At 73.6% G+C, this 22327-nt stretch carries 19 protein-coding genes; 10 read left to right on the forward strand and 9 right to left on the reverse strand.

The features are described from left to right. Position 1: 1 nt before the first annotated feature. Positions 2-1594: a hypothetical protein gene (locus tag ABZ576_RS01135; RefSeq protein ID WP_360734313.1), complete on the forward strand. Its 1593-nt coding sequence runs from the start codon at positions 2-4 to the stop codon at positions 1592-1594. Between the two features lie 145 nt (positions 1595-1739). Here ABZ576_RS01135 and ABZ576_RS01140 read toward each other — a convergent pair whose 3' ends face one another. Then, positions 1740-2096: an iron-sulfur cluster assembly accessory protein gene (locus ABZ576_RS01140; RefSeq protein WP_028422454.1), complete on the reverse strand. Its 357-nt coding sequence runs from the start codon at positions 2094-2096 to the stop codon at positions 1740-1742. 261 nt (positions 2097-2357) lie between these two features. Between ABZ576_RS01140 and nadA the strand changes: the two genes are divergently transcribed. Next, positions 2358-3542, forward strand: a complete 1185-nt coding sequence (nadA, locus tag ABZ576_RS01145; protein ID WP_358648253.1) for a quinolinate synthase NadA — start codon at positions 2358-2360, stop codon at positions 3540-3542. 120 nt (positions 3543-3662) lie between these two features. Here the strand turns inward: nadA and ABZ576_RS01150 are convergent, their stop codons facing one another. The 3 genes from ABZ576_RS01150 to ABZ576_RS01160 form a co-directional block, all read right to left on the reverse strand. Further along, positions 3663-6773: an efflux RND transporter permease subunit gene (locus ABZ576_RS01150; RefSeq protein ID WP_360734315.1), complete on the reverse strand. Its 3111-nt coding sequence runs from the start codon at positions 6771-6773 to the stop codon at positions 3663-3665. A gap of 157 nt (positions 6774-6930) precedes the next feature. Further along, positions 6931-7611, reverse strand: coding sequence for a response regulator transcription factor (locus ABZ576_RS01155; protein ID WP_360734317.1), 681 nt, complete (start codon positions 7609-7611; stop codon positions 6931-6933). Continuing rightward, positions 7608-8960, reverse strand: coding sequence for a sensor histidine kinase (locus ABZ576_RS01160; protein WP_360734319.1), 1353 nt, complete (start codon positions 8958-8960; stop codon positions 7608-7610). Before ABZ576_RS01160 ends, ABZ576_RS01155 begins: the two co-directional genes overlap by 4 nt. Before the next feature lie 496 nt (positions 8961-9456). Between ABZ576_RS01160 and ABZ576_RS01165 the strand changes: the two genes are divergently transcribed. Beyond that, complete coding sequence (locus ABZ576_RS01165) at positions 9457-10827, forward strand: hypothetical protein (RefSeq protein ID WP_360734321.1); 1371 nt, start codon at positions 9457-9459, stop codon at positions 10825-10827. Between the two features lie 19 nt (positions 10828-10846). Here ABZ576_RS01165 and ABZ576_RS01170 read toward each other — a convergent pair whose 3' ends face one another. Next, positions 10847-11125 (reverse strand): hypothetical protein, encoded by a 279-nt coding sequence (locus tag ABZ576_RS01170; protein ID WP_360734323.1) that lies wholly within the window; start codon positions 11123-11125, stop codon positions 10847-10849. Between the two features lie 34 nt (positions 11126-11159). Next, on the reverse strand, positions 11160-11951 hold the full coding sequence (locus tag ABZ576_RS01175) for a PspA/IM30 family protein (protein ID WP_360734325.1): 792 nt from the start codon (positions 11949-11951) through the stop codon (positions 11160-11162). A 233-nt stretch (positions 11952-12184) separates the two neighbouring features. Here ABZ576_RS01175 and ABZ576_RS01180 point away from each other — a divergent pair, with 233 nt between their 5' ends. The 3 genes from ABZ576_RS01180 to ABZ576_RS01190 all read left to right on the forward strand — a co-directional run bounded on the left by ABZ576_RS01180 (position 12185) and on the right by ABZ576_RS01190 (position 14719). Further along, on the forward strand, positions 12185-12811 hold the full coding sequence (locus ABZ576_RS01180) for a DUF3043 domain-containing protein (protein ID WP_360734327.1): 627 nt from the start codon (positions 12185-12187) through the stop codon (positions 12809-12811). Between the two features lie 83 nt (positions 12812-12894). Continuing rightward, entirely contained in the window at positions 12895-13596 is a 702-nt protein-coding gene (locus tag ABZ576_RS01185) for a methyltransferase domain-containing protein (RefSeq protein WP_360734329.1), read from the forward strand. 55 nt (positions 13597-13651) lie between these two features. Further along, entirely contained in the window at positions 13652-14719 is a 1068-nt protein-coding gene (locus tag ABZ576_RS01190) for a trypsin-like peptidase domain-containing protein (RefSeq protein ID WP_360734332.1), read from the forward strand. 38 nt (positions 14720-14757) lie between these two features. Here the strand turns inward: ABZ576_RS01190 and ABZ576_RS01195 are convergent, their stop codons facing one another. Continuing rightward, the gene (locus ABZ576_RS01195) at positions 14758-14967 is read right to left on the reverse strand and encodes a hypothetical protein (protein WP_360734335.1); all 210 of its coding nucleotides are present in this window, start codon (positions 14965-14967) and stop codon (positions 14758-14760) included. A 79-nt stretch (positions 14968-15046) separates the two neighbouring features. On the opposite strand from ABZ576_RS01195, the gene ABZ576_RS01200 reads away from it, so the two are divergent. Continuing rightward, the gene (locus tag ABZ576_RS01200; RefSeq protein ID WP_360734338.1) at positions 15047-16249 is read left to right on the forward strand and encodes a bifunctional adenosylcobinamide kinase/adenosylcobinamide-phosphate guanylyltransferase; all 1203 of its coding nucleotides are present in this window, start codon (positions 15047-15049) and stop codon (positions 16247-16249) included. On the opposite strand, the gene ABZ576_RS01205 is transcribed toward ABZ576_RS01200, so the two are convergent. Next, the gene (locus tag ABZ576_RS01205; RefSeq protein WP_360734341.1) at positions 16250-17257 is read right to left on the reverse strand and encodes a class I SAM-dependent methyltransferase; all 1008 of its coding nucleotides are present in this window, start codon (positions 17255-17257) and stop codon (positions 16250-16252) included. 133 nt (positions 17258-17390) lie between these two features. On the opposite strand from ABZ576_RS01205, the gene cobT reads away from it, so the two are divergent. The 3 genes from cobT to ABZ576_RS01220 all read left to right on the forward strand — a co-directional run bounded on the left by cobT (position 17391) and on the right by ABZ576_RS01220 (position 21612). Continuing rightward, entirely contained in the window at positions 17391-18545 is a 1155-nt protein-coding gene (cobT, locus tag ABZ576_RS01210; protein WP_360734343.1) for a nicotinate-nucleotide--dimethylbenzimidazole phosphoribosyltransferase, read from the forward strand. A gap of 511 nt (positions 18546-19056) precedes the next feature. After that, positions 19057-20853 carry a phosphatidylglycerol lysyltransferase domain-containing protein gene (locus tag ABZ576_RS01215; RefSeq protein WP_360734345.1) on the forward strand — a complete coding sequence of 599 codons (1797 nt, stop codon included), beginning with the start codon at positions 19057-19059 and terminating at the stop codon, positions 20851-20853. A gap of 24 nt (positions 20854-20877) precedes the next feature. Next, positions 20878-21612: a hypothetical protein gene (locus ABZ576_RS01220; RefSeq protein ID WP_360734347.1), complete on the forward strand. Its 735-nt coding sequence runs from the start codon at positions 20878-20880 to the stop codon at positions 21610-21612. Here ABZ576_RS01220 and ABZ576_RS01225 read toward each other — a convergent pair. Further along, a complete protein-coding gene (locus tag ABZ576_RS01225; protein ID WP_360734350.1) occupies positions 21552-22316 on the reverse strand; it encodes a hypothetical protein in 765 nt (254 codons plus the stop codon). The two genes, ABZ576_RS01220 and ABZ576_RS01225, sit on opposite strands and share 61 nt — an antisense overlap. Between the last annotated feature and the right edge of the window lie 11 nt (positions 22317-22327).

Consider the following 22327-nt stretch of genomic DNA (forward strand, 5'->3'; position numbering starts at 1 on the left):
GGTGAACACCGAGCGGCCTGAGGAGTCCGGGAACGCCGGGAACGCCGAGGTTCCGGAGGCGTCCGAAGAACGGGCGGCCCCGGACGCGGGCGGCCGGGAGGGACGGCGGCGCTCGTCCGCCGCCGTCGTGTCCGTCGCCGCCGCGGCCGTGCTGCTGGTCGGCGGTGGCGGGGCCTACCTCGCCGCGGGCGGCGGCCCCGGCCGGGGCACCGGCGGTCCGGCCGCGTCCGGCGGGGACGCTCCCGCGCCGCTCGCCCTGGACGGCTGGGCGAACGAGGGCACCGGCGGCATAGCGCCCGGCGAGCCGAATCCGTACGGCACCCGGTACGTCGCGCGCGGCGAGCTGCCGGACGGGCCCGGTTCGGCGCCGGTGTACGAGCCGGGGGCCGAGGTCGGCCGGGACCGGGTGGCCCGGCTGGCGAAGGCGCTCGGGATGGACGGCGCCCCGGTGGCCGAGGGCCGGACCTGGCGGGTCGGCGGGCAGGACGGCTCCGGACCGAGTCTGCGGGTGAGCCGGGACGCGCCGGGCGGCTGGACCTTCCACCGGTACGCGCCGGGCACCGACAACTGCCGGAAGGTGACCGTCTGCGCGCAGGACCCGGCCGCCCCGGCCGGCGACCCGGTGAGCGTGGCGGTGGCCGAGAAGGCGGCGGCGCCGGTGCTGGAGGCGGCCGGGCTGGACGGCGCGGAGACCGACGCGAGCCGGGTCATGGGCGCCCGGCGGGTGGTCGACGCCGACCCGGTGGTCGGCGGGCTGCCCACCTACGGCTGGACGACCGGTCTGACCGTCGACCGCACGGGGGAACTGGTCGGCGGGCACGGGCTGCTGAGCGCCCCGGTGAAGGGCGACACGTATCCGGTGCTGGGCGCGGGGAAGACGCTGGAGCTGCTGAACGGGACGGCGAAGGGCGGCCACCGGAAGGGGATCGGCGGCTGCGCCCGCCCGGTGCCGCTGAAGGACCGGCTGGAGCAGCCGTGCGGCGCGTCCACGGGGGCGCCGAAGCCGGCGGCGGACACCGTCGCGGTCGAGAAGGCCGTGTTCGGGCTGGCCGCGCACTCCGTCGGCGGGCGGCAGACGCTGGTGCCGTCGTGGCTGTTCCGGGTGCGGGGCTCCACGGCACCGGAGACGTTCACGGTGACGTACCCGGCGGTCGACCCCCGGTACCTCACATCACCGTCCCCCTCGTCTCCTCCCTCACTCTCGTCCCCCGCGTCCCCGGCGTCTCCCTCGTCTCCGTCGTCTCCTTCGTCGGCGCCGCAGACGCCGGGGGCGCCCGGGAAGAGCCGGAGCGTGAAGGTGCACGCGTACACGGCGGACGGCCGGACGCTGAACCTCGCCTTCTACGGCGGGGTGTGCGCCGACTACAGGACGTCGGCGCGGGAGAGCGGCGGCCGGGTCACGGTGACGGTCACCGAGAAGCCGTGGCCGGGCAAGGTGTGCGTACTGATCGCCAGGGAGTACGTGAAGACCGTGCGGCTGGACGCGCCGCTGGACGGGCGGACGGTGGTCGGCACCGACGGCCACGCGATCCCGAAGGCGAAGCCGGGCTCCCTGCGGCCCGACTCCTCCTCGCAGCCGCGCAAGGCGTATTGACCACGAGCGTTGCCGACACGCGCGGGCGCGCCGGCCGGAGCAGGGCATGCGGCGCGGCCGGAGCGGCCGGAGCGCGCGACGACGAGGCGGCGGCCCCCCAGGGGACCGCCGCCTCGTCTCGTGCCGTCGGGCTCTGCCGCCGGCTTTAGCTGAAGGAATCGCCGCAGGCGCAGGAACCGGTCGCGTTCGGGTTGTCGATCGTGAAGCCCTGCTTCTCGATCGTGTCGACGAAGTCGATGGTGGCGCCGCCCAGGTACGGAGCGCTCATGCGGTCCGTGACGACCTTCACCCCGCCGAAGTCCTTCTCGACGTCACCGTCGAGCGAGCGCTCGTCGAAGAAGAGCTGGTAGCGCAGGCCGGAGCAGCCGCCGGGCTGGACGGCGACGCGCAGCGCGAGGTCGTCGCGGCCTTCCTGGTCGAGCAGGGCCTTGACCTTGGCCGCGGCGGCGTCGGTCAGGATGATGCCGTCGGTGACGGTGGTGGTCTCGTCCGATACGGACATCTACATCTCTCCCGGGTTGTACGGAGACTGCTTGCCGACGAGTGCAACCGGCGCTTCCGCGGATTCATTCCGGGCCGGGCAGTCACGTTGTCGCTTTTTTCTTCTTCCTCATGCTCGCACATGCCCGGGAAGCCGGACAGGACCCGGAGAGGGAGCCCGGCGGGATTCACGTCACATAGACGCTATGGCCATCGTCAAAGTGACGTGAACCGGTTATGATAGATAGCGTCAGTTAGACGAAAAGTAGAAAGGGTGCGTGACGTGACCACCGCCCAGACCCCGGAACTCGACGTACAGCCGACTCCGCTCGCCCTGCTGCTGCTCGGCCGTGAGGCCGACCCGAAGAGCGAGCGGGGCGTCGAGTGCCCCGGCGACCTGCCGTCGCCGTCCGACCCGGACCTGGTCGAGCGCGCCCGCGCGGCCAAGGAGAAGCTGGGCGACAAGGTCTTCGTGCTCGGCCACCACTACCAGCGCGACGAGGTCATCCAGTTCGCCGACGTCACGGGCGACTCCTTCAAGCTGGCCCGGGACGCGGCCGCCCGCCCGGAGGCCGAGTACATCGTCTTCTGCGGTGTGCACTTCATGGCCGAGTCGGCGGACATCCTGACCTCCGACGACCAGAAGGTCGTCCTGCCCGACCTCGCCGCCGGCTGCTCCATGGCCGACATGGCGACGGCCGAGCAGGTCGCGGAGTGCTGGGACGTGCTGACCGAGGCCGGGATAGCCGAGCAGGTGGTCCCCGTGTCGTACATGAACTCCTCGGCCGACATCAAGGCGTTCACCGGCAAGCACGGCGGCACCATCTGCACCTCGTCCAACGCCAAGCGCGCCCTGGACTGGGCCTTCGAGCAGGGCGAGAAGGTGCTGTTCCTGCCGGACCAGCACCTGGGCCGCAACACCGCCGTCCGCGACATGGGCATGTCCCTGGACGACTGCGTGGTCTACAACCCGCACAAGCCGAACGGCGGGCTGACCGCGGAGGAGCTGCGCGCCGCGAAGATGATCCTGTGGCGCGGCCACTGCTCGGTGCACGGCCGCTTCAGCCTCGACTCGGTCAACGACGTCCGGGAGCGCATCCCGGGCGTGAACGTCCTCGTCCACCCCGAGTGCAAGCACGAGGTGGTGGCCGCGGCCGACTACGTCGGCTCGACCGAGTACATCATCAAGGCGCTGGAGGCGGCCCCGGCCGGCTCCAAGTGGGCCATCGGCACCGAGCTCAACCTGGTCCGCCGCCTGGCGAACCGTTTCGCGCCCGAGGGCAAGGAGATCGTCTTCCTCGACAAGACGGTCTGCTTCTGCTCGACCATGAACCGGATCGACCTGCCCCACCTGGTCTGGGCCCTGGAGTCCCTGGCCGAGGGCAACCTGGTCAACCGGATCGAGGTCGACAAGGAGACGGAGGCGTTCGCCAAGCTGGCCCTGGAACGGATGCTCGCCCTGCCGTAACCGGCCTACGAGTGCCGCCTCTTCGGGCGGCGCCCTCGCATCACGGAGCCCCCGCGGGCGGTGTCACCGCCCGCGGGGGCTCCGGTCGTGTGTGCAGGGCCCGCGGGTGCGGGCCGGGTGTCACACGCTCGCCGGTGTCCGCTCGGTGGCCGGCTCCCCGGGGGCGGCCCGCCTGGCCGCCCGCTTCTTCGCCCGGCGCTCCTTGCGGAGCTCCAGCATCGCGTAGAGCGTCGGGACGAGGAGCAGGGTGAGCAGCGTGGAGGTGATCAGGCCGCCGATGACGACCACCGCCAGCGGCTGGGCGATGAAGCCGCCCTCGCCGGTGATGCCCAGGGCCATCGGCAGCAGGGCGAAGATGGTGGCCAGGGCCGTCATCAGGATCGGGCGCAGACGGTGCCGGCCGCCCTCGATCACGGCCTCCACCACCCCGTGGCCCTGTGCGCGGTACTGGTTGATCAGGTCGATCAGCACGATCGCGTTGGTCACCACGATGCCGATCAGCATCAGCATGCCGATCATCGCGGGCACGCCCATCGGGGTGCCGGTGGCGACCAGCAGACCGATCGCGCCCGTCGCCGCGAAGGGCACGGAGACCAGCAGGATCAGCGGCTGGGCCAGCGAGCGGAAGGTCGCCACCAGCAGCATGAAGACGATCGCGATGGCCGCCAGCATGGCCAGGCCCAGGTTCTTGAAGGCGTCGTCCTGGTCGGAGGAGACACCGCCGATCTCGGCCGTGGCGCCCGCCGGGAGGTCCAGGGCCTTGATCTTCGACTGGAGCCTGCTGCTGATGGCACCGGTGTTGTCGCCGGTCGGCCTGGCGGTGACCGTCGCGGCGCGCTGCCCGTCGATACGGGTCATGGACACCGGGCCGTCCACCAGCTTCACCGTGGCGATGTCGCCCAGCTTCAGCGGGCCGAGGCGCAGCTTCTTCAGCTGGGCCAGGGTGGTCGCGGGCTTCGCCGACCGTACGACGACGTCCCGCTCGGTGTCGTCGAGGACCGCCTTGGCCGCCGTCGTCCCGCGCACGGCCTGGGCGACCGCCGCGCCCAGCTTCTGGTCGTCGAACCCGGCGGCCGCGGCCTTGGCGTTCGCCTTGACCGAGATCCGGGGCACGCTCTGCGCGAGGTCGCTGGTGACGTCGGTGACGTGGTCGAGGCCGGCGACCGTGGAGCGGACCTGTTCCGCCGCCGTCCGCAGCACCTTCGGGTCGGACGCCTTCACCACCACGCTCAGGTCCTGGTTGCCGAAGCCGTCACCGGCCGACACGGTCGTCGTACCGATGCCGCCGCCGAGCTTCTCCAGCCCGTCCTCGATGTGCTTCTGCACGTCGTCGTGGGACGCGGAGTCCTCCAGCATCACCTGGTACGACGCCTGGTTGGTGTCCGTGCCGCCGCCGAAGGCCGCCATGAAGCCGGAGGAGCCGACGGTGACCTGGTAGTCCTTCACGCCCTCGGTGGAGGCCAGCAGCTTCTCCACCTTCCTCGCCTGCGCGTCGGTGGCCGCCAGGCTGGTGCCGGGCTTCAGCTCCTGCTTGACGGTGAGGACCTCCTGCTCGCCCTGGTCGAAGAAGTTCGTCTTCAGCAGGCCGGACATGCCGAAGGTGACGACCAGGACGGCGACCGCGATGACCACGCTGGTGAGGCGGCGGCGGGTCGCGAACCGCAGGACGGGGACGTAGGCGCGCTGGAGGCGGCTGTTCGCCTCCTTCTCCTCGGCCTTGCGGCGGGCCTCCGCCGCGTCCTCGGGGGTGCCCTTCGGGGCGCGCAGGAACCAGTACGACAGCACCGGCACGACCGTCAGCGACACGAGGAGGGAGGCCAGCAGGGCCGCCGTGACCGTGATGCTGAACGAGCCGAACAGGGCGCCCACCATGCCGCCGACCAGGCCGATCGGCAGGAACACGGCGACCGTGGTGAGGGTGGAGGAGGTGACCGCGCCGGCCACCTCGCGCACCGCGGTGAGGATCGCCTCCCGGCGCTCCTCGCCGTAGCCGAGGTGCCGCTTGATGTTCTCCAGGACGACGATCGAGTCGTCCACCACCCGGCCGACGGCGATGGTCAGCGCGCCCAGCGTGAGCATGTTGAGCGACAGGCCGCGCGTCCACAGCACGAGCAGGGCGAGGACCACGGAGAGCGGGATGGACACCGCCGTGACCAGGGTCGAGCGGACGGACGCCAGGAAGACCAGGATCACCAGCACCGCGAAGAGCAGGCCGAGCGCGCCCTCCGTGGTCAGGCCCTTGATCGACTTGGACACGGCCGGGCCCTGGTCGCTGACGACCGTGAGCTTCGCGCCGGAGCCGAGGTCCGCGCGCAGGCCGGGCAGCTTGTCCTCGACCGCGTTCGAGATGGTGACCGCGCTGCCGTCGTGGTCCATGGTGACGTTGACGGCGAGGCTGGGCCTGCCGTCGGTGCGGGTGAGGGAGTCGGCCGGGGCCGGCTGCTCCTTCACGGTGGCCACCGAACCCAGCCGCATGGGCCGCTCGGCGCCCCCGCCGGTGACCATCAGGTCCTTGATCTGCCGCAGCGAGGTGAAGCCGCCGCCGACCTGGACGGTGCGGTTGGCGCCGTCCTCGTCGAAGGAGCCGGCCGGGACGGTGGCGCCGCCCGCCTGGAGCGCCTGGCCGAGAGCCGCCGGGGTGAGGCCCGCCCGCGCCAGCTTCGCGTCGTCGGGGGTGACGGTGACCTGGAGGTCGCGGACGCCCATGACCTGGACGCGGCCGACGCCGTCGATGTCCTTCAGGGCCGGTACGACGGTGGTGTCGAGCTGGTCGGCGAGGGCCTGCTGGTCCTTGTCCGAGGTGACGGCGAGGACGACGGTCGGCATGTCGTCCGTGGACCCGGAGACGACCTGCGGGTCGACGTCGTCGGGGAGCCGGTTGCGGGCCCGGTTCACGGCCTGCTGGACGTCGGCGACGATCCGCTCGGTGTCGTTGCCGTAGTCGAAGGACGCCATGATCACGGCGTTGCCCTCGCTCGCGGTGGAGGTGACACCGGTGACGCCGTCGACGCCCTGGAGGTTGTCCTCGATGGGCTCGACGACCTGCTTCTCGACCACGTCGGGCGAGGCGCCCTGGTACGGCGCGATCACCGAGACCATGGGCAGTTCTATGGTGGGCAGCAGTTGCTGCTTGATCTGGGGTATCGCGATCAGCCCGAAGGCGAGCGCGACGAGCGACACGAGCCCGACGAGGGCCCGTTGCGCGAGGCTGAATCTCGACAGCCAGGACATGGATCTGGGTCTCTCTTCTGTGAGCGGCAGAAGCGGCGGAGGGACGCGGGTGAGCGCCCACTCCACACCCTGAGCCATGCCGGAGGGCCGATCCGTAGGCCCCAGGTCCCTTCCTCGTCCGGCCCTCTACTCCGCGCGCAGTACACGCGGGCGGAGGTCAGTCCATCCTCGGACGTACCAGCCCGGACTCGTAGGCGATCACGACCAGCTGGGCCCGGTCGCGGGCGCCCAGCTTGGCCATGGCCCGGTTGACGTGCGTCTTCACCGTCAGCGGGCTGACTTCCAGGCGTTCGGCGATCTCGTCGTTGGAGTGGCCGCCGGCGACCTGGACGAGGACCTCCCGCTCCCGTCCGGTGAGCGCGCCGAGCCGCTCCGCACGGGCCGAGCCGGGGCCGTCGCCGTCGTCGCCCCGGGCGAGGAAGCGGGCGATCAGGCCCTTGGTGGCGGCGGGCGACAGCAGCGCCTCGCCGCCCGCCGCGACCCGGATGGCGTTCAGCAGTTCCTCCGGCTCGCTCCCCTTGCCGAGGAAGCCGGAGGCGCCGGCCCGCAGGGCCTGGACGACGTAGTCGTCCACCTCGAAGGTGGTCAGGATGACCACCCGGACCTGCGCGAGGGCCGGGTCGGCGCTGATCAGGCGGGTGGCGGCGAGGCCGTCGGTGCCGGGCATGCGGATGTCCATGAGGACGACGTCGGGCGTGTGCTCCCCGGCCAGCCGGACCGCCTCCGCGCCGTCGGACGCCTCCCCCACCACTTCCATGTCGGGCTCGGAGTCGACCAGCACCCGGAACGCGCTGCGCAGCAGTGCCTGGTCGTCGGCGAGCAGGACACGGATGGTCATACGGGCTCCCCCGGGGCCGTCGTACGGCTGTCGGCACAGCCGCCGGTGCGGGTGTCGGTGCGGATCTCGGTACAGCTGTCGGTACGGATCTCGGTGCGGCTGTCGGTACGGGTGTCGGTACAGCTGTCGTCGCGGATCTCGGTGCGGATCTCGGTGCGGGTGTCGACCGGCAGGATCGCATGGACGCGGAAGCCGCCGCCGTAGCGGGGTCCGGTGGTCAGCGTGCCGCCGAGGGCGGTGACCCGCTCGCGCATGCCGAGCAGCCCGTGCCCGCCGCCGGCCTCCGGGGCGGCGGTCCCGCCCGGGCCGTCGTCCAGGACGGTGACCTCGATGCCCGGTCCCACCCGGACCACGCTGACCTCGGCCCTGGCGCCCTGCCCCGCGTGCTTGCGCACGTTCGTCAGGGCCTCCTGCACGATCCGGTAGGCGGCCAGGTCGACCGCAGCGGGCAGGTCGGTGCCCTCGTCGGCGCGGGCCACCGCCACCGGCAGGCCGGCGCTGCGGAAGGTGTCGGCCAGCTCCTCCAGGCGGCTCAGGCCCGGCGCGGGCTCGGTGGGCGCCGCGGGGTCGCCGGACTGGCGGAGCAGGCCGACCGTGGCGCGCAGTTCGTCGAGTGCGCTGCGGCTGGCCTCGCGGACGTGCGCGAGGGCCTCCTTGGCCTGGTCGGGCCGCTTGTCCATGACATGGGCGGCGACGCCGGCCTGCACGTTCACCAGGGCGATGTGATGCGCCACGACGTCGTGCAGATCGCGGGCGATGCGCAGCCGTTCCTCGGCGACCCGGCGGCGGGCCTCCTCCTCGCGGGTGCGTTCGGCGCGTTCGGCGCGGTCCCGGATGGCCTGCACGACCGCGCGGCGGCTGCGGACCGCGTCGCCCGCGGTGGCGCCGATGCCGGTCCAGGCGAGGACGCCCAGGTTCTCCTGCGCGTACCAGGGCAGCGGGCCGGCGAGCATGGCGGCGGCCGTCAGCACGGTCATGGTGAGCAGGCCGAGGCGCCAGGTGGTGGGACGGTCGGTGGCCGAGGCGACGGTGTACAGGGCGATGACGGCGGACATAGCGACCGGGGCGCGCGGGTCGCCGGTGACGCACTCGACCAGGGAGACCGTGCCGGTGACGGCCAGGACCGTCCTGGGGTTGCGGCGGCGGAAGACGAGCGCCACCGCGCCGGCCAGCATGAGCAGGAGGCTGAGGACGGCGGGGGTGCGCACGCCCCAGGTGACGCCGTCGTGTCCGCGCGGTACGACGAAGGAGCCGACGACCATGCAGACCAGCACGGCCGTCGCGAGGGCCGCGTCCAGCGCCAGAGGGTGGGCCCTCAGGCGGCACCGGGCGCGTTCGAGAGTGGTCACGGTGTGAACAGTACGGTTCGGACACGGGCCGGGAGCAAGATGCCCGGCGGAGCCGGTGCCCTCCGGGGGCGCGCGGAAGCGCGCGGGCGCCGACAATGGAACTGTGTCCGCCGGGTCACGCCCGGCCCCGCACCGGGCGGCCCCGGCAACTGGAAAAACCCGGGTTCCCGGGTCGTGAAGCCGCAGCGACCGCATCACTCCGGGACGCCGACCGGAAGGCTCCGGCCACCGGATCGCGCCCGGCTCCCCCGGTCAGGAGCGTAGCCATCGGGGCTCGTCCGGCCAGGAGCGCAGCCGCCGGGGCTCGTCGGGCCCCGGGCCGCCGGCGGTCGGTCGGCCGTTCGCCGTCACGCTCGCTCCGCCGTCAGGCTCCGCGGAACCGGGCGGGAACGGACCGGACCGGGCCGGAACGCACCGGAACGGACCGGGCCGGAACGGCCTTCGCCCCGGCGTCCGCGCCTCCCGGCGTCCGCGCCCCGCCGATGAAAGGCACCCCATGCGCAGCCACCCACCGCTCCGGGCCGTCGCCGCGCTCGCCCTGCTGTCGGCCGCCGGCACGGCCGCGGCCGCGCGGTCCGCCGCCCCCGGCCCCCCGACGATCAAGCTCTCGGCCACCCACCTGTCCGGCTCCGTCGGCGGCACCGGGGACCCCACGGTCACCGTCACCGTCGCGCAGAGCGGCGCCGACGCCTCCGCGCTGACGGTCACGGCGGTGAAGAGCACCGCAGGCGACGTGGCCGGCACCGCCGACGTCCGCGTCACCGGCACCGCCGGCACCCGTACCGTCGCCGTCACCGCGCACGCCCGCGGCTATGCCGACCTGACTTTGCAGGTGGCCGGGCCCGGCGGCGCAACGGCCACCACGACCCTGCACTACGCGGCCTCCGCCGCCGTCCGGGACAGTGCCGGCACCCGCTACCTGACCGGCGCCGCGGACGCCTCGGCGGCCGTCGACGTCGGCGGCGGTCACCTCCTCGTCGCCAACGACGAGGACAACACCCTGCGCCTCTACGACGGCTCCGTCTCCGGCGCGCCGCTGCGCGAGTGGGACCTGGACGGTGCGCTGGGCGCCGAGAGGGAAGCCGACGTCGAGGGCGCGGCCCGGGTCGGCGACACGGTCTACTGGATCGGCTCGCTGGGCAACAACAAGGACGGCGTGTACCGGGCCGACCGGAACACCGTCTTCACCACCACCGTCTCCGGCTCGGGCGCCGCCACCCGGCTCGCCTTCGGCACCGCCGGGCACCGGCTGCGCGAGGACCTGGTGGCCTGGGACGAGGCCAACGGCGACCGGTACGGCTTCGCCGCCGGCACGGCCACCGGGCGGCCACCGAAGCGGGCCGACGGCTTCAACGTCGAGGGCCTGGAGTTCGCCCCCGGCTCCTCCACCACCGCCTACGTCGGCTTCCGTGCCCCGCTGGTGCCGCCGCGGGCCGGCGGGAAGGCGCTGATCGTGCCGGTCACCAACATGGACCAGGTGGCACGCGGGACGCGGGCCGCCTTCGGCACCCCGGTCGAGCTGGACCTCGGCGGGCTGTCGGTCCGGGATCTGCGCCGCGACGAGCGGGGGCGGTTCCTGATCCTCGCCGGTTCCTGGGGCGCCGACGACAACAGCGACCCGTACGCCCTCTACTCCTGGGACGGGCACGCCGGGCACCGGCCGGTGAAGACGCTGGACCTGCCGACGGCGGACGCGGGCGGCTGGGAGTGCGTGGCGTCCGTGCCCGGCCCGGTCGCCGCGGGCGCCCGGGTGCGGCTGATCACCGACAACGGGTCCGCCGACCTCTACGGCGACGGCACCACCGCCAAGGACCTCCCCCACCCGGAGTGGCGGAAGTCCCGCACCACCTGGTTCACCCTGGGCTGAGCACGCACGGCCGCAGGGGTCAGCCGGGGATCAGCCCGTCGTCGCCGAGCAGCTCCCGGACCTCCGCCAGGGTCGCGTCCGGCGACGGGAGGATCAGCTCCGAGGGTTCGAGCGCGTCGTCCGGCAGCGGGGTGCCGAGCCGGCGGACGCATGCGAGGAGCGTGCCGAAGGTGCGGCGGAAGCCCTCCTCGTCGCCGCTCTCCATCTCCTCCAGGAGCTCGTCGTCCAGCTTGTTCAGCTCGACGAAGTGGGAGTCGTCCAGCCTGACCTGGCCCTCCCCCATGATCCGTACGATCACGTCGGCCTCCTCGGCTCGGGCCCCGGCGCCGGCGCTACTGCTTGTCGAAGCGCGGGGTGTCCTGCGGCTGCTGCTGGGACTGTCCCTGACCGGTGCCGCCCTCGATGGCCTGCTGCGGGGAGCCCCCGGCCAGCTCGGCCTTCATGCGCTGCAGTTCCAGCTCTACATCCGTACCACCGGAGAGCCGGTCCAGCTCGGCCTGGATGTCGTCCTTGTGCATGCCGGAGGAGTCCTCCAGGGCCCCGGAGGCGAGCAGTTCGTCGATCGCGCCGGCCCGGGCCTGGAGCTGGGCGGTCTTGTCCTCGGCGCGCTGGATGGCCAGGCCGACGTCGCCCATCTCCTCGGAGATGCCGGAGAACGCCTCGCCGATGCGGGTCTGCGCCTGGGCCGCGGTGTAGGTGGCCTTGATGGTCTCCTTCTTCGTGCGGAAGGCGTCCACCTTGGCCTGGAGGCGCTGGGCCGCGAGGGTGAGCTTCTCCTCCTCGCCCTGCAGGGTGGCGTGCTGCGTCTCGAGGTCGGTCACCTGCTGCTGGAGGGCGGCGCGGCGGGACAGCGCCTCGCGGGCCAGGTCCTCGCGGCCTAGCGCGAGCGCCTTGCGGCCCTGGTCCTCGAGCTTGGCGGACTGCTGCTGCAACTGGTTGAGCTGGAGCTCCAGACGCTTGCGGCTGGTGGCCACGTCGGCGACGCCACGGCGCACCTTCTGCAGCAGCTCCAGCTGCTTCTGGTACGAGTAATCGAGGGTCTCGCGCGGGTCCTCGGCCCGGTCAAGGGCCTTGTTCGCCTTCGCGCGGAAGATCATCCCCATACGCTTCATCACACCGCTCATGGGCTTCGCGCGCCCCCTTCTGACGGACTCCAGCTCACCGATCCTGCGACAGAACCCACAGTACGGGCCCTGTCTCCATTACCGCACTGTTCGCGGGGTGATGCGCTCATCCCCGAGGACGACTGCGGGCCGTACCGCTCCGGCGTGAGGAGTAGGTGATCCCACCGGAACGCCCCCGTGTCCTACTGAGGACGTCCGGCGTTGCCGGATCGTTCCCCGCCGGACTGGGGTCCATGCCGGTGGAGCCCTTACCCTTGGGTTTTGTGTTCCGTAGCCGCGCCAAGGAAGAGAAGGCCCCCGCCGACAAGGCGGCGGTGACCGACTCCCATCAGCCCCGTGACCCGCAGGCCCCCAAGGGAAGGCCCACGCCCAAGCGCAGTGAGGCCCGGTCCCAGCGCCGCAGCGTCGCCCACACCCCGACGAACCGCAAGGAGGCCGCCAGGCGCCAGCGCGAGGAGCGGCGTCAGGCGCTGGAGCGCCAGCGCAAGGCGCTGGCGGGCGGCGACGAGCGCTACCTGCCCGTCCGGGACAAGGGCCCGGTCCGCCGGTTCGCCCGGGACTGGGTGGACTCGCGGTTCAACGTGGCGGAGTTCTTCCTGCCGCTCGCCGTGGTCATCCTGGTGCTGAGCGTGGTGCGGGTGCCGGCGATCCAGAGCGTCGCGCTGCTGCTGTGGCTGATCGTGATCGTGCTGATCGTGCTGGACTCGGCGGTCAGTGGTTTCCGTCTGAAGAAGCGCCTCAAGGAGCGCTTCCCCGACGAGAACACCCGTGGCGCGGTCGCCTACGCCCTGATGCGTTCCCTGCAGATGCGCCGGCTCCGGCTGCCCAAGCCGCAGGTCAAGCGCGGAGAGCGGCCCTGAGCGCTGACGTTGGTGCCGGGGGTGCGGCCGAGTCCCGGCCGGGCGGGCCGGGCTTCCTGCGCGATGTCGTCAGCCAGGAGCTGGTGGCCCGGCAGCTGGACGAGCAGATAGCCGGGCGGTTCCCGGTCGGACGGCGCCTGCGGGTGCTCGACGTGGGGATGGGCCGGGGCGCGCAGGCGCTGCGGCTGGCCCGGCTCGGCCACCAGGTCACCGGGGTCGAGCAGGACGCGGCGATGATCGCCGCCGCTCGGGCGGCCGTGGCCCGGGAGCCCGAGGGCATCCGGGAGCGGGTGCGGCTGGTGCAGGGGGACGGGCGGGACACCGGCGTGCACTTCCTGCCGGGCAGCTTCGACGTGGTGCTGTGCCACGCCGTCCTGATGTACGTCGAGGAGCCCGACCCGCTGGTGGCGGGTCTGGCCCGGATGCTGGCCCCCGGCGGTCTCCTCTCCCTCCTGGTCCGCAACGGCGACGCGCTCGCCATGCGCCCGGGCCTGAGCGGTGACTGGGCGGGCGCCCTGACCGCCTTCGACACCACCGCCTACCGCAACCGCCTCGGCCTGGACGTGAGGGCCGACCGGCTGGCGGCCCTCACCGCCACCCTGGCCGGCATCGCCGCCCCGCTGCACGCCTGGTACGGCGTCCGGGTCTTCACGGACACGGCGGCGGACGACGTGGCGATGCCGGACGACCTGGAGACGCTGCTCGCGGTCGAAGAGCGGGCCGGCCGCACGGACCCCTACCGCGGGGTGGCGGCACTGCTGCATCTGTGCGGAGTACGCGGCTGAGCCCGGTCGGGTGACAGCGCGGGCCGGTCGGTGACCGTGCGGTGAGACTCGGGGCATGGACGCTTCCCCCACCCGCGCCCCGCGCACGGCCGGCGCCGTGCTGGTCTGCTGCGCCGCCCTCGCCGCCGGCTGCACCGTCCCCGCCGCCCCGGCCGGCCGGGCGGCGCCGGCGACCACCCGGGCGGCCGTACCGAGGACGGCGGAGGACCTCCAGAGCCGGTACCAGCGGGTCATCAAGGACGTCCTGCCGTCGGTCGTGCAGATCCAGGCGCGCCACGACCTGGGCTCGGGGGTGGTGTACGACGGCAAGGGGCACATCGTCACCAACGCGCACGTGGTCGGGTCCGAGAAGACCTTCCAGGTGACCACGGCCAACAGCGAGGAGCCGCTCACCGCGAGCCTGGTGTACTCCTACCCCGAGCAGGACCTCGCCGTGATCAGGCTGGACCGGGTGCCGGCCGGGCTGAGGCCGGCGGTGCTCGGCGACTCCGAGAAGGTGGAGGTCGGCCAGATCGTGCTGGCCATGGGGTCGCCGCTGGGGCTGTCGTCGAGCGTGACCCAGGGCATCGTGTCGGCGACCGGACGGACCGTCAGCGAGGGCGACGAGGGCGGCGGTACGGGCGCGACCATCGCGAACATGGTGCAGACGTCGGCCGCGATCAACCCGGGCAACAGCGGTGGCGCCCTGGTCGATCTCGACGGGCGGGTGATCGGCATCCCGACGCTCGCCGCGGCCGACCCGAGCCTCGGGGGCAGTACGGCACCGGGCATCGGGTTCGCGATCCCGGTGTCGATGGTGCGGACGGTCGCCGACCAGATCGTCAGGGAGGGCAAGGTCGTCGACTCCGGGCGGGCGGCCTTGGAGATCACCGCGCGGACGGTCGTGGACGACCGCTACCAGCCCATCGGGGTCGCGGTGGTCACCGTCCGCCGGGGCGGCGCCGCCGACCGGGCGGGCCTGCGCGCGGGCGACATCGTCACCGCGGTGGGCGACCGTCCGATCACCACCATCACCTCGCTGTCGGAGGCGCTGGCGGCATCCGAGCCGGGCCGGCGGACGTCGGTGACGTACCTGCGCGACGGCGTCGAGAAGACGGTGGAGGTGACGCTCGGCGAACAGTGAGGAGGGCGGCGGCCCCTCCTCACGTCGCCCCGGTCCGGTCAGGCGTCGGCGTGCAGGCTCATCGGCCCGTAGATCTCGCTGTTCTCCTCGAACAGCCGCACCTGGTCGGCCCCGCCTTCCGCCAGCGCCTTCCAGTGCTCACCGATCCAGGACTCGGCATCCCCCTGGGTGGTGAACTCCTCGGGCTGCACCGCGGGCTGGACCTCCGTCCCGTCGGCCTTCTCGAACCGCCACGTCCATGCCGTCATGTGGGCCTCCTTTGATCCAACACCTGCTGGCAGCCTAGCCGGAAGCGCAAGACCTGCCGGTACAGGCGAAAATCAGTCCGTGGAAGTGACTCTGCTCGGTACCGGTGCCCCCGCGGGACTGCCTCGCCCCGACTGTCCCTGTGCCGCCTGCGCGGCCGCGCTGGGGCCGGACGCACGGGCCGCGACCGCGGTGCTCGTGGACGGCACGCTGCTGCTGGACCTGACGCCGGGTGCGGCCTTCGCCGCGGCGCGCGCCGGGCGTTCGCTGGGCGGGGTGCGGCAGGTGCTGCTGTCGCACCCGCACAACGGGCCGGCGGTGGAGGTGCCGGCCGGGCTGCCGCAGCCCGGCCGGGTGCCGGACGGGCGGGAGTTGGCGCTGCTGACGGGGCATCGGGTGCGGGCGGTGGCGATGGACGCGGGCGGCACCGGGTACGCGGTGACCGGGCCGGACGGACAGCGGCTGCTGTACCTGCCGCCCGGCGGGGCGCCGGCCGGTCTGGAAGAGGCGAGGGCGGAGTCGTACGACATGGTCCTCGCGGACGTGGTGGGCCGGCCGGACGCGCTCGCCCGGCTCCGGGGCGTCGGTTCGGTGGGCCCGACGACGGATGTGCTCGCCGTCCACCTGGACCACGACGTGCCGCCCGGCGCGGAGTCGCGGCGCCGGCTCGCGGCGGCCGGGGCCCGGGCGGTGCCGGACGGTACGACGCTGGTGGTCGGGGCGTACGAGGACGTGCCGGACGTGCCGCGCCGGACGCTGGTGCTGGGCGGGGCGCGCTCGGGCAAGTCGGTGGAGGCGGAGCGGCGGCTGGAGTCCTTCCCGGACGTGCTGTACGTGGCGACGGGCGGCACGCGCGGCGGGGACACCGAGTGGGCGGCCCGGGTGGCCCTGCACCGGGACCGGCGGCCGGGTTCCTGGCGTACGGCGGAGACGACGGACCTGGTCCCGCTGCTGGCCGGGGACGGCCCGCCGCTGCTGATCGACTGCCTGTCGCTGTGGCTGACGGACGCGATGGACCGCGTGGGGGCGTGGGACGACGCGGAGTGGGCGGGCGGCGGCGAGAAGGCGCTGCGCGAGCGCGTGGCGGAGCTGACCCGCGCGGTGCGGGCCACGCGGCGGACCGTGGTGGCGGTGTCCAACGAGGTCGGGTCCGGCATCGTCCCGGCGACCGCCTCCGGGCGCCGGTACCGGGACGAACTCGGACGGCTGAACGCGGCGTTCGGGACGGAGTGCGAGCAGGTGCTGCTGGTGGTGGCGGGGCAGGCGCTGGTGCTGCGGGGCTGATCAGCCGCGCGGCACGGCCCGTGGCCGGCGGGCCTCCTTGCGGGCCACGACTCGGTAGGCGTTGGAGAACCGCGTCCGGCGCAGCAGCGGGGCGAACCCGTGGTCCAGGGCCGAGGCCAGCGCCAGCACGGGCGTCGCCGCCAGCTGGAGCGCCGGGTGGGCGTGGGCCAGGGCCAGGGTGACGGCCGCGGACAGGTCGTAGGGGACGTGCGGCGCCTTGCGGTCCGTGACGAGGACCGTGCAGCCCAGGCCCTCCAGTTCGGCGCGGAGGTTGGCCAGGGGCAGCAGGTGCAGGTGGCGGGGCTGGCCGTAGGGCAGCCACCACCGGCCGAGCAGTACGGCGAACGCGCAGCGCGGATCGGGGACTTCCACGACCAGGTGGCCGCCGGGCCGCAGCACCGTGAGCGCGGCGCGGAGTTCGGCGCGCGGGTCGGGGGCGTGTTCCAGGTGGTGGAACATGGTGACCACGTCGTAGCGGGCGCGCAGCCGGGTTGCGAGGCCGGGGGTCGCCAGGTAGCCGCGGTGCGCCTCCTCCACGCGGCCCTCCAGCAGCGCCTGTTCCACCCGCGCCGTCGGGTCCAGCCCGTCGAAACTGGTGTAGGGGAAGAACTCCTTCGCCGCCTCGGGGAAGCGGGCGTGGCCGGTGCCGACGTCCAGCCAGCTCTCCGGTTCGCGCAGCGCCGACAGCCGCCGGGCGGTGTCGCGGTGCCGGTCGCGGACCGCGCGGGCGGACAGGAGGCGGGCGGCGAACTGCTCCAGGTGCCGCTCGTAGAAGTCCCGGTGGAAGAAGGCGAGTCCCTCCGCGGTGAGCCGGGGATTCTGGAAGGCGTGGGCGCAGTCGCCGCACTCGTCGACGACGAAGGTGCCCGCCCGGTGGCGCAGCGGGTCGGGCGCGCGCACCCGGGTGCGCAGGCTCCGGGAGCCGCACCAGGGGCAGTCCGCGCGGCGGGGCTCCTGGAAGGGGTCGAAGGGGGTGGTGGTCTGCGGGGTGAGGGACGAGGTCGGCATGGGCGGCTCCCTGTGCGACATTCCGCGGCAAACCGGAACGTATGGGATGCCTGTCCGAGGTGCATAGACGCCGTTGGAGTGTGCTGGCGACGTGCCGCGTGAGCGTTCGCTCGCTGGCGGTACTGTTCGGCGAATGAGCAGCCTTAATCTGGACGACTTCACCGATCTGATCGAGCGCCCGGACGGGGGCGTGCGCCGTGACGCCGAGAGCCGGCGGGAGCGCCAGATCGTGCCGCCGGGGGCGCTGGGCCGCCTGGACGAGCTGGGCGAATGGCTGGCCGCCGCGCAGGGCGCCGTACCGGTACGGCCGGTCGAGCGGCCCCGGGTGGTGCTCTTCGCCGGTGACCACGGCGTCGCCGAGCTGGGTGTCTCGGCACGGCCCGCGGGCGGCGCGGAGCAGCTGGTGCGGGCGGTGCTGGAGGGCGCGAGCCCGGTGAGCGTGCTCGCGCGCCGGCTGGAGGTTCCCGTGCGGGTCGTGGACATGGCCCTGGACTGCGCGCCGGACGCCTTTCCCGCGGACGTGGTGCGGCACCGGGTGCGGCGGGGCAGCGGCCGGATCGACGTCGAGGACGCGCTCACCCTCGAGGAGGCCGAGGCCGCCCTGCGTGCGGGGGTCGCGATCGCCGACGAGGAGGCCGACTCGGGTACCGACCTCGTGGTGCTCGGTGACATCAGCGTGGGCGGGACCACGGCGGCGGCGGTGCTGATCGCCGCGCTGTGCGGGACCGACGCCTCCGTGGTGACCGGGCGGGGCGGACTCGCCATCGACGACCTGGCGTGGATGCGCAAGTGCGCGGCGATCCGGGACGCGCTGCGGCGGGCCCGGCCGGTGCTCGGGGACCAGCTCCAGGTGCTGGCGACCGTGGGCGGGGCGGATCTCGCGGCGATGACCGGGTTCCTGCTCCAGTGCGCGGTGCGCAAGCTGCCGGTGATTCTCGACGGGGTCGTGGCCGCCGCGTGTGCGCTGGTCGCCCAGCGGGTCGCGTTCCGGGCGCCGGACTGGTGGCTGGCCGGGCACGGCAGCGGGGAGCCGGGGCAGGCCAAGGCGCTGGACCGGATGGCCCTCGAACCGCTGCTGGAGCAGGGCGTGAAGGTCGGCGAGGGCGTGGGCGCGCTACTGGCCCTGCCGATCGTCCGCAGCGCCGCCGCCCTGGCCGCGGACCTCCCGGAAAAGCCGGAGCCCGAGGAGACCGGGGAGACCGCGGAGACCGCGGAGGCCGCAGAGGCCGCAGAGGCCGCGAAGGCCGCAGAGGGAGCGGAGGCCGCGGAGGAGAAGGAGTCGGAGTAGAGGTGAAGGCGGGGCAGGGGTAAAGGCGGGGCAGGGGCTGCGGCCGGGCCGGCACCGCCGGACCGCACCGTTCCGGCCGAGCGCCGTCGCGGTGCGGCCGGGCCGGCACCGCCGGACCGCACCGTTCCGGCCGAGCGCCGTCGCGGCGGAAAAAAGACGACCGGTGAACGAGGGCGAGTCTCGCGGCTACGGACGGCCGGCCTTCCATCCCGCTCCCGGCCGGCCTTCCATCCCGCTCCCGGCCGGCCTTCCTTCCCGTTCCCACCCCTCCCCCGGCCGGCCCCGGTCTCCGCCGGTCATTTCGGCCAGCCGGCTTCCGGCAGCTCCCCGACCCCCGGCGAGCCCACGCCCCCTGGCCTCCTCCGACCCCCGGCGAGCCTCACCCCCCCCCGGGCGTCCCTCCCCCCGGCGTTCACCTGCCCCCGGTGACCACCCGCCCCGGCGGGCAGCGGTGTCGGCGGTGGGCTGAATGGTGAGGTTCGTTGGGGGTGCGGCCATATGATCCGGGTCTATGGGAGATGCCCGAATTGCCGTGGAGCGGTGCGTCGAGGGGGAGGGGGCGCGGTGGTCCGCCGGGGTCTCCCGGAGGGCTTCGCGGAGGGGCGCCGCCTTCGCCGTCTGGTATCTGCGGACCGTCGCCTTCATCAACTTCCTCAGCGCCGTGTGGGTCTCGCTCGGCCAGGACGTACGCCGGCACAACCAGGACGACTTCTTCACGCCGTACCTGCTGACGGCCGGCTTCGCCTCCGGTGTGTTCACCGCCTTCCTGGCGATCACCATGCGCCGCCGCAAGCGTGCCGCGTGGATCCTGAACCTGGTGGTGAGCGGGCTCTTCCTGGCGCTGTTCGCGTTCGCCATGACGTTCCCGGAGATCCGGCGGTACGCGCAGAACTGGGTCTCCCTGGCACTGACGGCCGCCTTCGTGGCCGCGCTGCTGGTCGGCCGCCGGGAGTTCTACGCCAAGGGCGACCGGTCCAACCCCCGGCTCGCGGCCACGGTGGCCGTCGGCGGCGGACTGGCCGCGAGCCTGCTCGCCGGTCTGCTGGTGACGGTCACCAACCAGGCGCCGGACGCGGCCCGCTCCACCTTCCCGGAGCGCTGGCACTACGGCGCCCTGCGGCTGGTGTCGGTGGCGGCCGAGGAATCCCGCTTCCCCGGCATCGCCCCGCCCAACTGGGCCAACGTCGTGATCAACGTGCTGAGCACGGCCCTCCTCCTCGCCGTGCTCTACGCCGCCTTCCGCTCCCGGCGCGCGGTCGATCCGCTCACCGAGGACGACGAGAAGCGGCTGCGGGCCCTGCTGGAGCGGCACGGCGACCGGGACTCGCTCGGCTACTTCGCGCTGCGCCGGGAGAAGAGCGTGGTGTGGTCGCCGACCGGCAAGGCGGCCGTCGCCTACCGGGTGGTCGGCGGCGTGAGCCTCGCCTCCGGGGATCCGCTCGGGGACCCGGAGGCCTGGCCGGGGGCGATCGTGCCGTGGCTGGCCGAGGCGCGGGCGCACGGCTGGATCCCGGCCGTGATGGGGGCGGGCGAGGAGGCGGGCACCGTGTACGCCCGGCACGGGCTGGACGCGTTGGAGCTCGGGGACGAGGCGGTCGTGGAGACCGCCGAGTTCACCCTGGAGGGGCGGGCGATGCGGACCGTCCGGCAGGCGTACAACCGGGTGCGGCGGGCCGGGTACCGGGTGCGCATCCGGCGGCACGCGGACATCCCGGCGGACGAGATGGCGGCTCTCGTCCGGAGTGCGGACGACTGGCGGGACGGCGCCACCGAGCGCGGCTTCAGCATGGCGCTCGGGCGGCTCGCGGACCCCGGGGACGGTCAGTGCGTGATGCTGGAGTGCACGGACGCCGAGGGGCGGCTGCGGGCCCTGCTGTCCTTCGTGCCGTGGGGGCCCCGCGGGTTGTCCCTGGACCTCATGCGGCGGGACCGCGACTCCGAGAACGGGTTGATGGAGTTCATGGTCATCGAGCTGCTGCGGCGGGCCGGCGAGATCGGGATCACGCAGGTCTCACTCAACTTCGCGATGTTCAGGTCGGTCTTCGAACGTGGCGCGCGCCTCGGTGCCGGTCCGGTGCTGAGGCTGTGGCGGTCGCTGCTCAGCTTCTTCTCCCGCTGGTGGCAGATCGAGTCGCTGTACCGCGCCAACGCGAAGTACCGGCCCATCTGGGAGCCGCGGTTCCTGCTCTTCGAGAAGAGCGCGGACCTGCCGCGCATCGGCCTCGCCGCGGCCCGCGCGGAGGGCTTCCTGGAGGCGCCGGGACTGCCGAAGTGGCTGCACCGCAGGCACCTGGACACACACCGATGAGGAACGCCTGATGAGGAACGCCTGATGAGGACGTACGCCCGCTGGGCCCGTGCGGAGTGGGGAGTGCTGTACGCCGCCGTGCGCGAGCCCCTGCGCGAGCGGGGCCTGCCGGCGCTGCCGATGACGGTGGCCGCGGTGGGTCTGACGGCCCTGCTGCAGTACGTGCAGAACCAGCCGTGGGGCTACCGCCCCGTCCAGCTCGTGGGCGCCGTACGCGCCGAGGACCCGTTGGCCCTGGCCCTGCTGCGCACGCCCCTGTCGCTGTTCGTGCCCGCGCTGGACCTGCCGGTGTGGGGGGCGCTGGCGCAGATCCTGCTGGTGTTCGGCGTCGCCGAGCTGTGCCTGGGCTGGTGGCGGACGCTGGCCATCGCGTACGTCGCCACGCTCGCCGGAACCCTGTACGCGCGCCTGGGCATCACCCTCGGCGCGCACGCCCCGTTCGGGCTGCCGTGGACCGACGCCCAGGTGGTGGACACCGGTCCGTCGGCGGCCGTGGTGGGGCTCGCGGTGTTCGTGTCCTGGCGGTACGGCGCCTACGCGACGGCGGGCGCGGTGACGCTGGCGATGGTCGTCGAGGTACTGGTGAAGGAGAACCTGGCGGGCAAGGAACACCTGGCCGCGCTGATGGCGGTGGGGGTGCTGTGCCTGCTGTCGGCGCTGCGCCACCACGACCGGCCGCTGCCGTGCCGGGCCCCGCGTCAGCGGTGGCCGGGCAGGCGCGCCGGGCGGGGGTCGGGCTTGCCGCCGATCCAGTCCTGAAGGGCGCGGCGCGGGCGGGCCCAGCGGCGGTCGTGGCGGTAGGCGCGCAGGGCGGCCCGGGCGCGGGCGCGGGGACGGCGGTCGTAGAAGCGGCGGGCCCACGGGGAGCCGGGGCGGGCCAGCCGGACCGCGCCCACGAGCGCGACCAGCGGCACGATCACCCCGAACACCGCGGTGCGGGCCTTGCCCTTGCTCAGGGCGACGAGGGAGAAGAGGAAGTTGCCGGCGATGTTGGAGATGACCGTGCCCCGGTCGGCCAGCTCGTCCTCGGACAGGTCGTTGACCCCGAACGGGGCGAAGCCGGCCAGCAGCAGACCGACGAGGGCGGCGGTGACCACGACGACCTCCACGCTCTTGCGGCCCTCCTCGCTCCAGTAGACGTCGTCCAGGTGCAGGATCAGCGCGAACTCGTCCAGGACCAGGCCCGCGCCCATGCCGAACAGGACGGCCGAGACGATCCCGCCGGCGCCGTGCCGGTCACTGGCCACCGCGCCGAAGCCGCCGGCGAGGGTGAGGACGACCCCGGGGACGACGTGGTGGATGTGCACCCCGCCCGCCTGGACGTTGCCGAACGGGCCCCTGCCCGCCCGGATCAGCCGGGTGATGACCCGGGTGACGACGAAGGTCAGGACGAACGAGGCGAGGGCCAGCAGCAGCGGGAGTTTGCCCGGCTCGACGATGTTCCGCACCCACCAGTGCCCCATGTGCGCACTTT

Origin of the sequence: Streptomyces sp. NPDC013455 (assembly GCF_040632975.1) — a bacterium.
Lineage (GTDB): Bacteria > Actinomycetota > Actinomycetes > Streptomycetales > Streptomycetaceae > Streptomyces.

Bases quoted from the DNA above. Each gene is read 5' to 3' on its own strand.
- ABZ576_RS01225 (WP_360734350.1), bottom strand. From the start codon at position 22,316: ATGGGGCACTGGTGGGTGCGGAACATCGTCGAGCCGGGCAAACTCCCG.
- ABZ576_RS01215 (WP_360734345.1), top strand. From the start codon at position 19,057: ATGGGAGATGCCCGAATTGCCGTGGAGCGGTGCGTCGAGGGGGAGGGG.
- ABZ576_RS01180 (WP_360734327.1), top strand. From the start codon at position 12,185: ATGCCGGTGGAGCCCTTACCCTTGGGTTTTGTGTTCCGTAGCCGCGCC.
- ABZ576_RS01205 (WP_360734341.1), bottom strand. From the start codon at position 17,257: ATGCCGACCTCGTCCCTCACCCCGCAGACCACCACCCCCTTCGACCCC.
- ABZ576_RS01190 (WP_360734332.1), top strand. From the start codon at position 13,652: ATGGACGCTTCCCCCACCCGCGCCCCGCGCACGGCCGGCGCCGTGCTG.
- ABZ576_RS01155 (WP_360734317.1), bottom strand. From the start codon at position 7,611: ATGACCATCCGTGTCCTGCTCGCCGACGACCAGGCACTGCTGCGCAGC.
- cobT (WP_360734343.1), top strand. From the start codon at position 17,391: ATGAGCAGCCTTAATCTGGACGACTTCACCGATCTGATCGAGCGCCCG.
- ABZ576_RS01150 (WP_360734315.1), bottom strand. From the start codon at position 6,773: ATGTCCTGGCTGTCGAGATTCAGCCTCGCGCAACGGGCCCTCGTCGGG.
- ABZ576_RS01140 (WP_028422454.1), bottom strand. From the start codon at position 2,096: ATGTCCGTATCGGACGAGACCACCACCGTCACCGACGGCATCATCCTG.
- ABZ576_RS01165 (WP_360734321.1), top strand. From the start codon at position 9,457: ATGCGCAGCCACCCACCGCTCCGGGCCGTCGCCGCGCTCGCCCTGCTG.
- ABZ576_RS01220 (WP_360734347.1), top strand. From the start codon at position 20,878: ATGAGGACGTACGCCCGCTGGGCCCGTGCGGAGTGGGGAGTGCTGTAC.
- ABZ576_RS01175 (WP_360734325.1), bottom strand. From the start codon at position 11,951: ATGAGCGGTGTGATGAAGCGTATGGGGATGATCTTCCGCGCGAAGGCG.
- ABZ576_RS01195 (WP_360734335.1), bottom strand. From the start codon at position 14,967: ATGACGGCATGGACGTGGCGGTTCGAGAAGGCCGACGGGACGGAGGTC.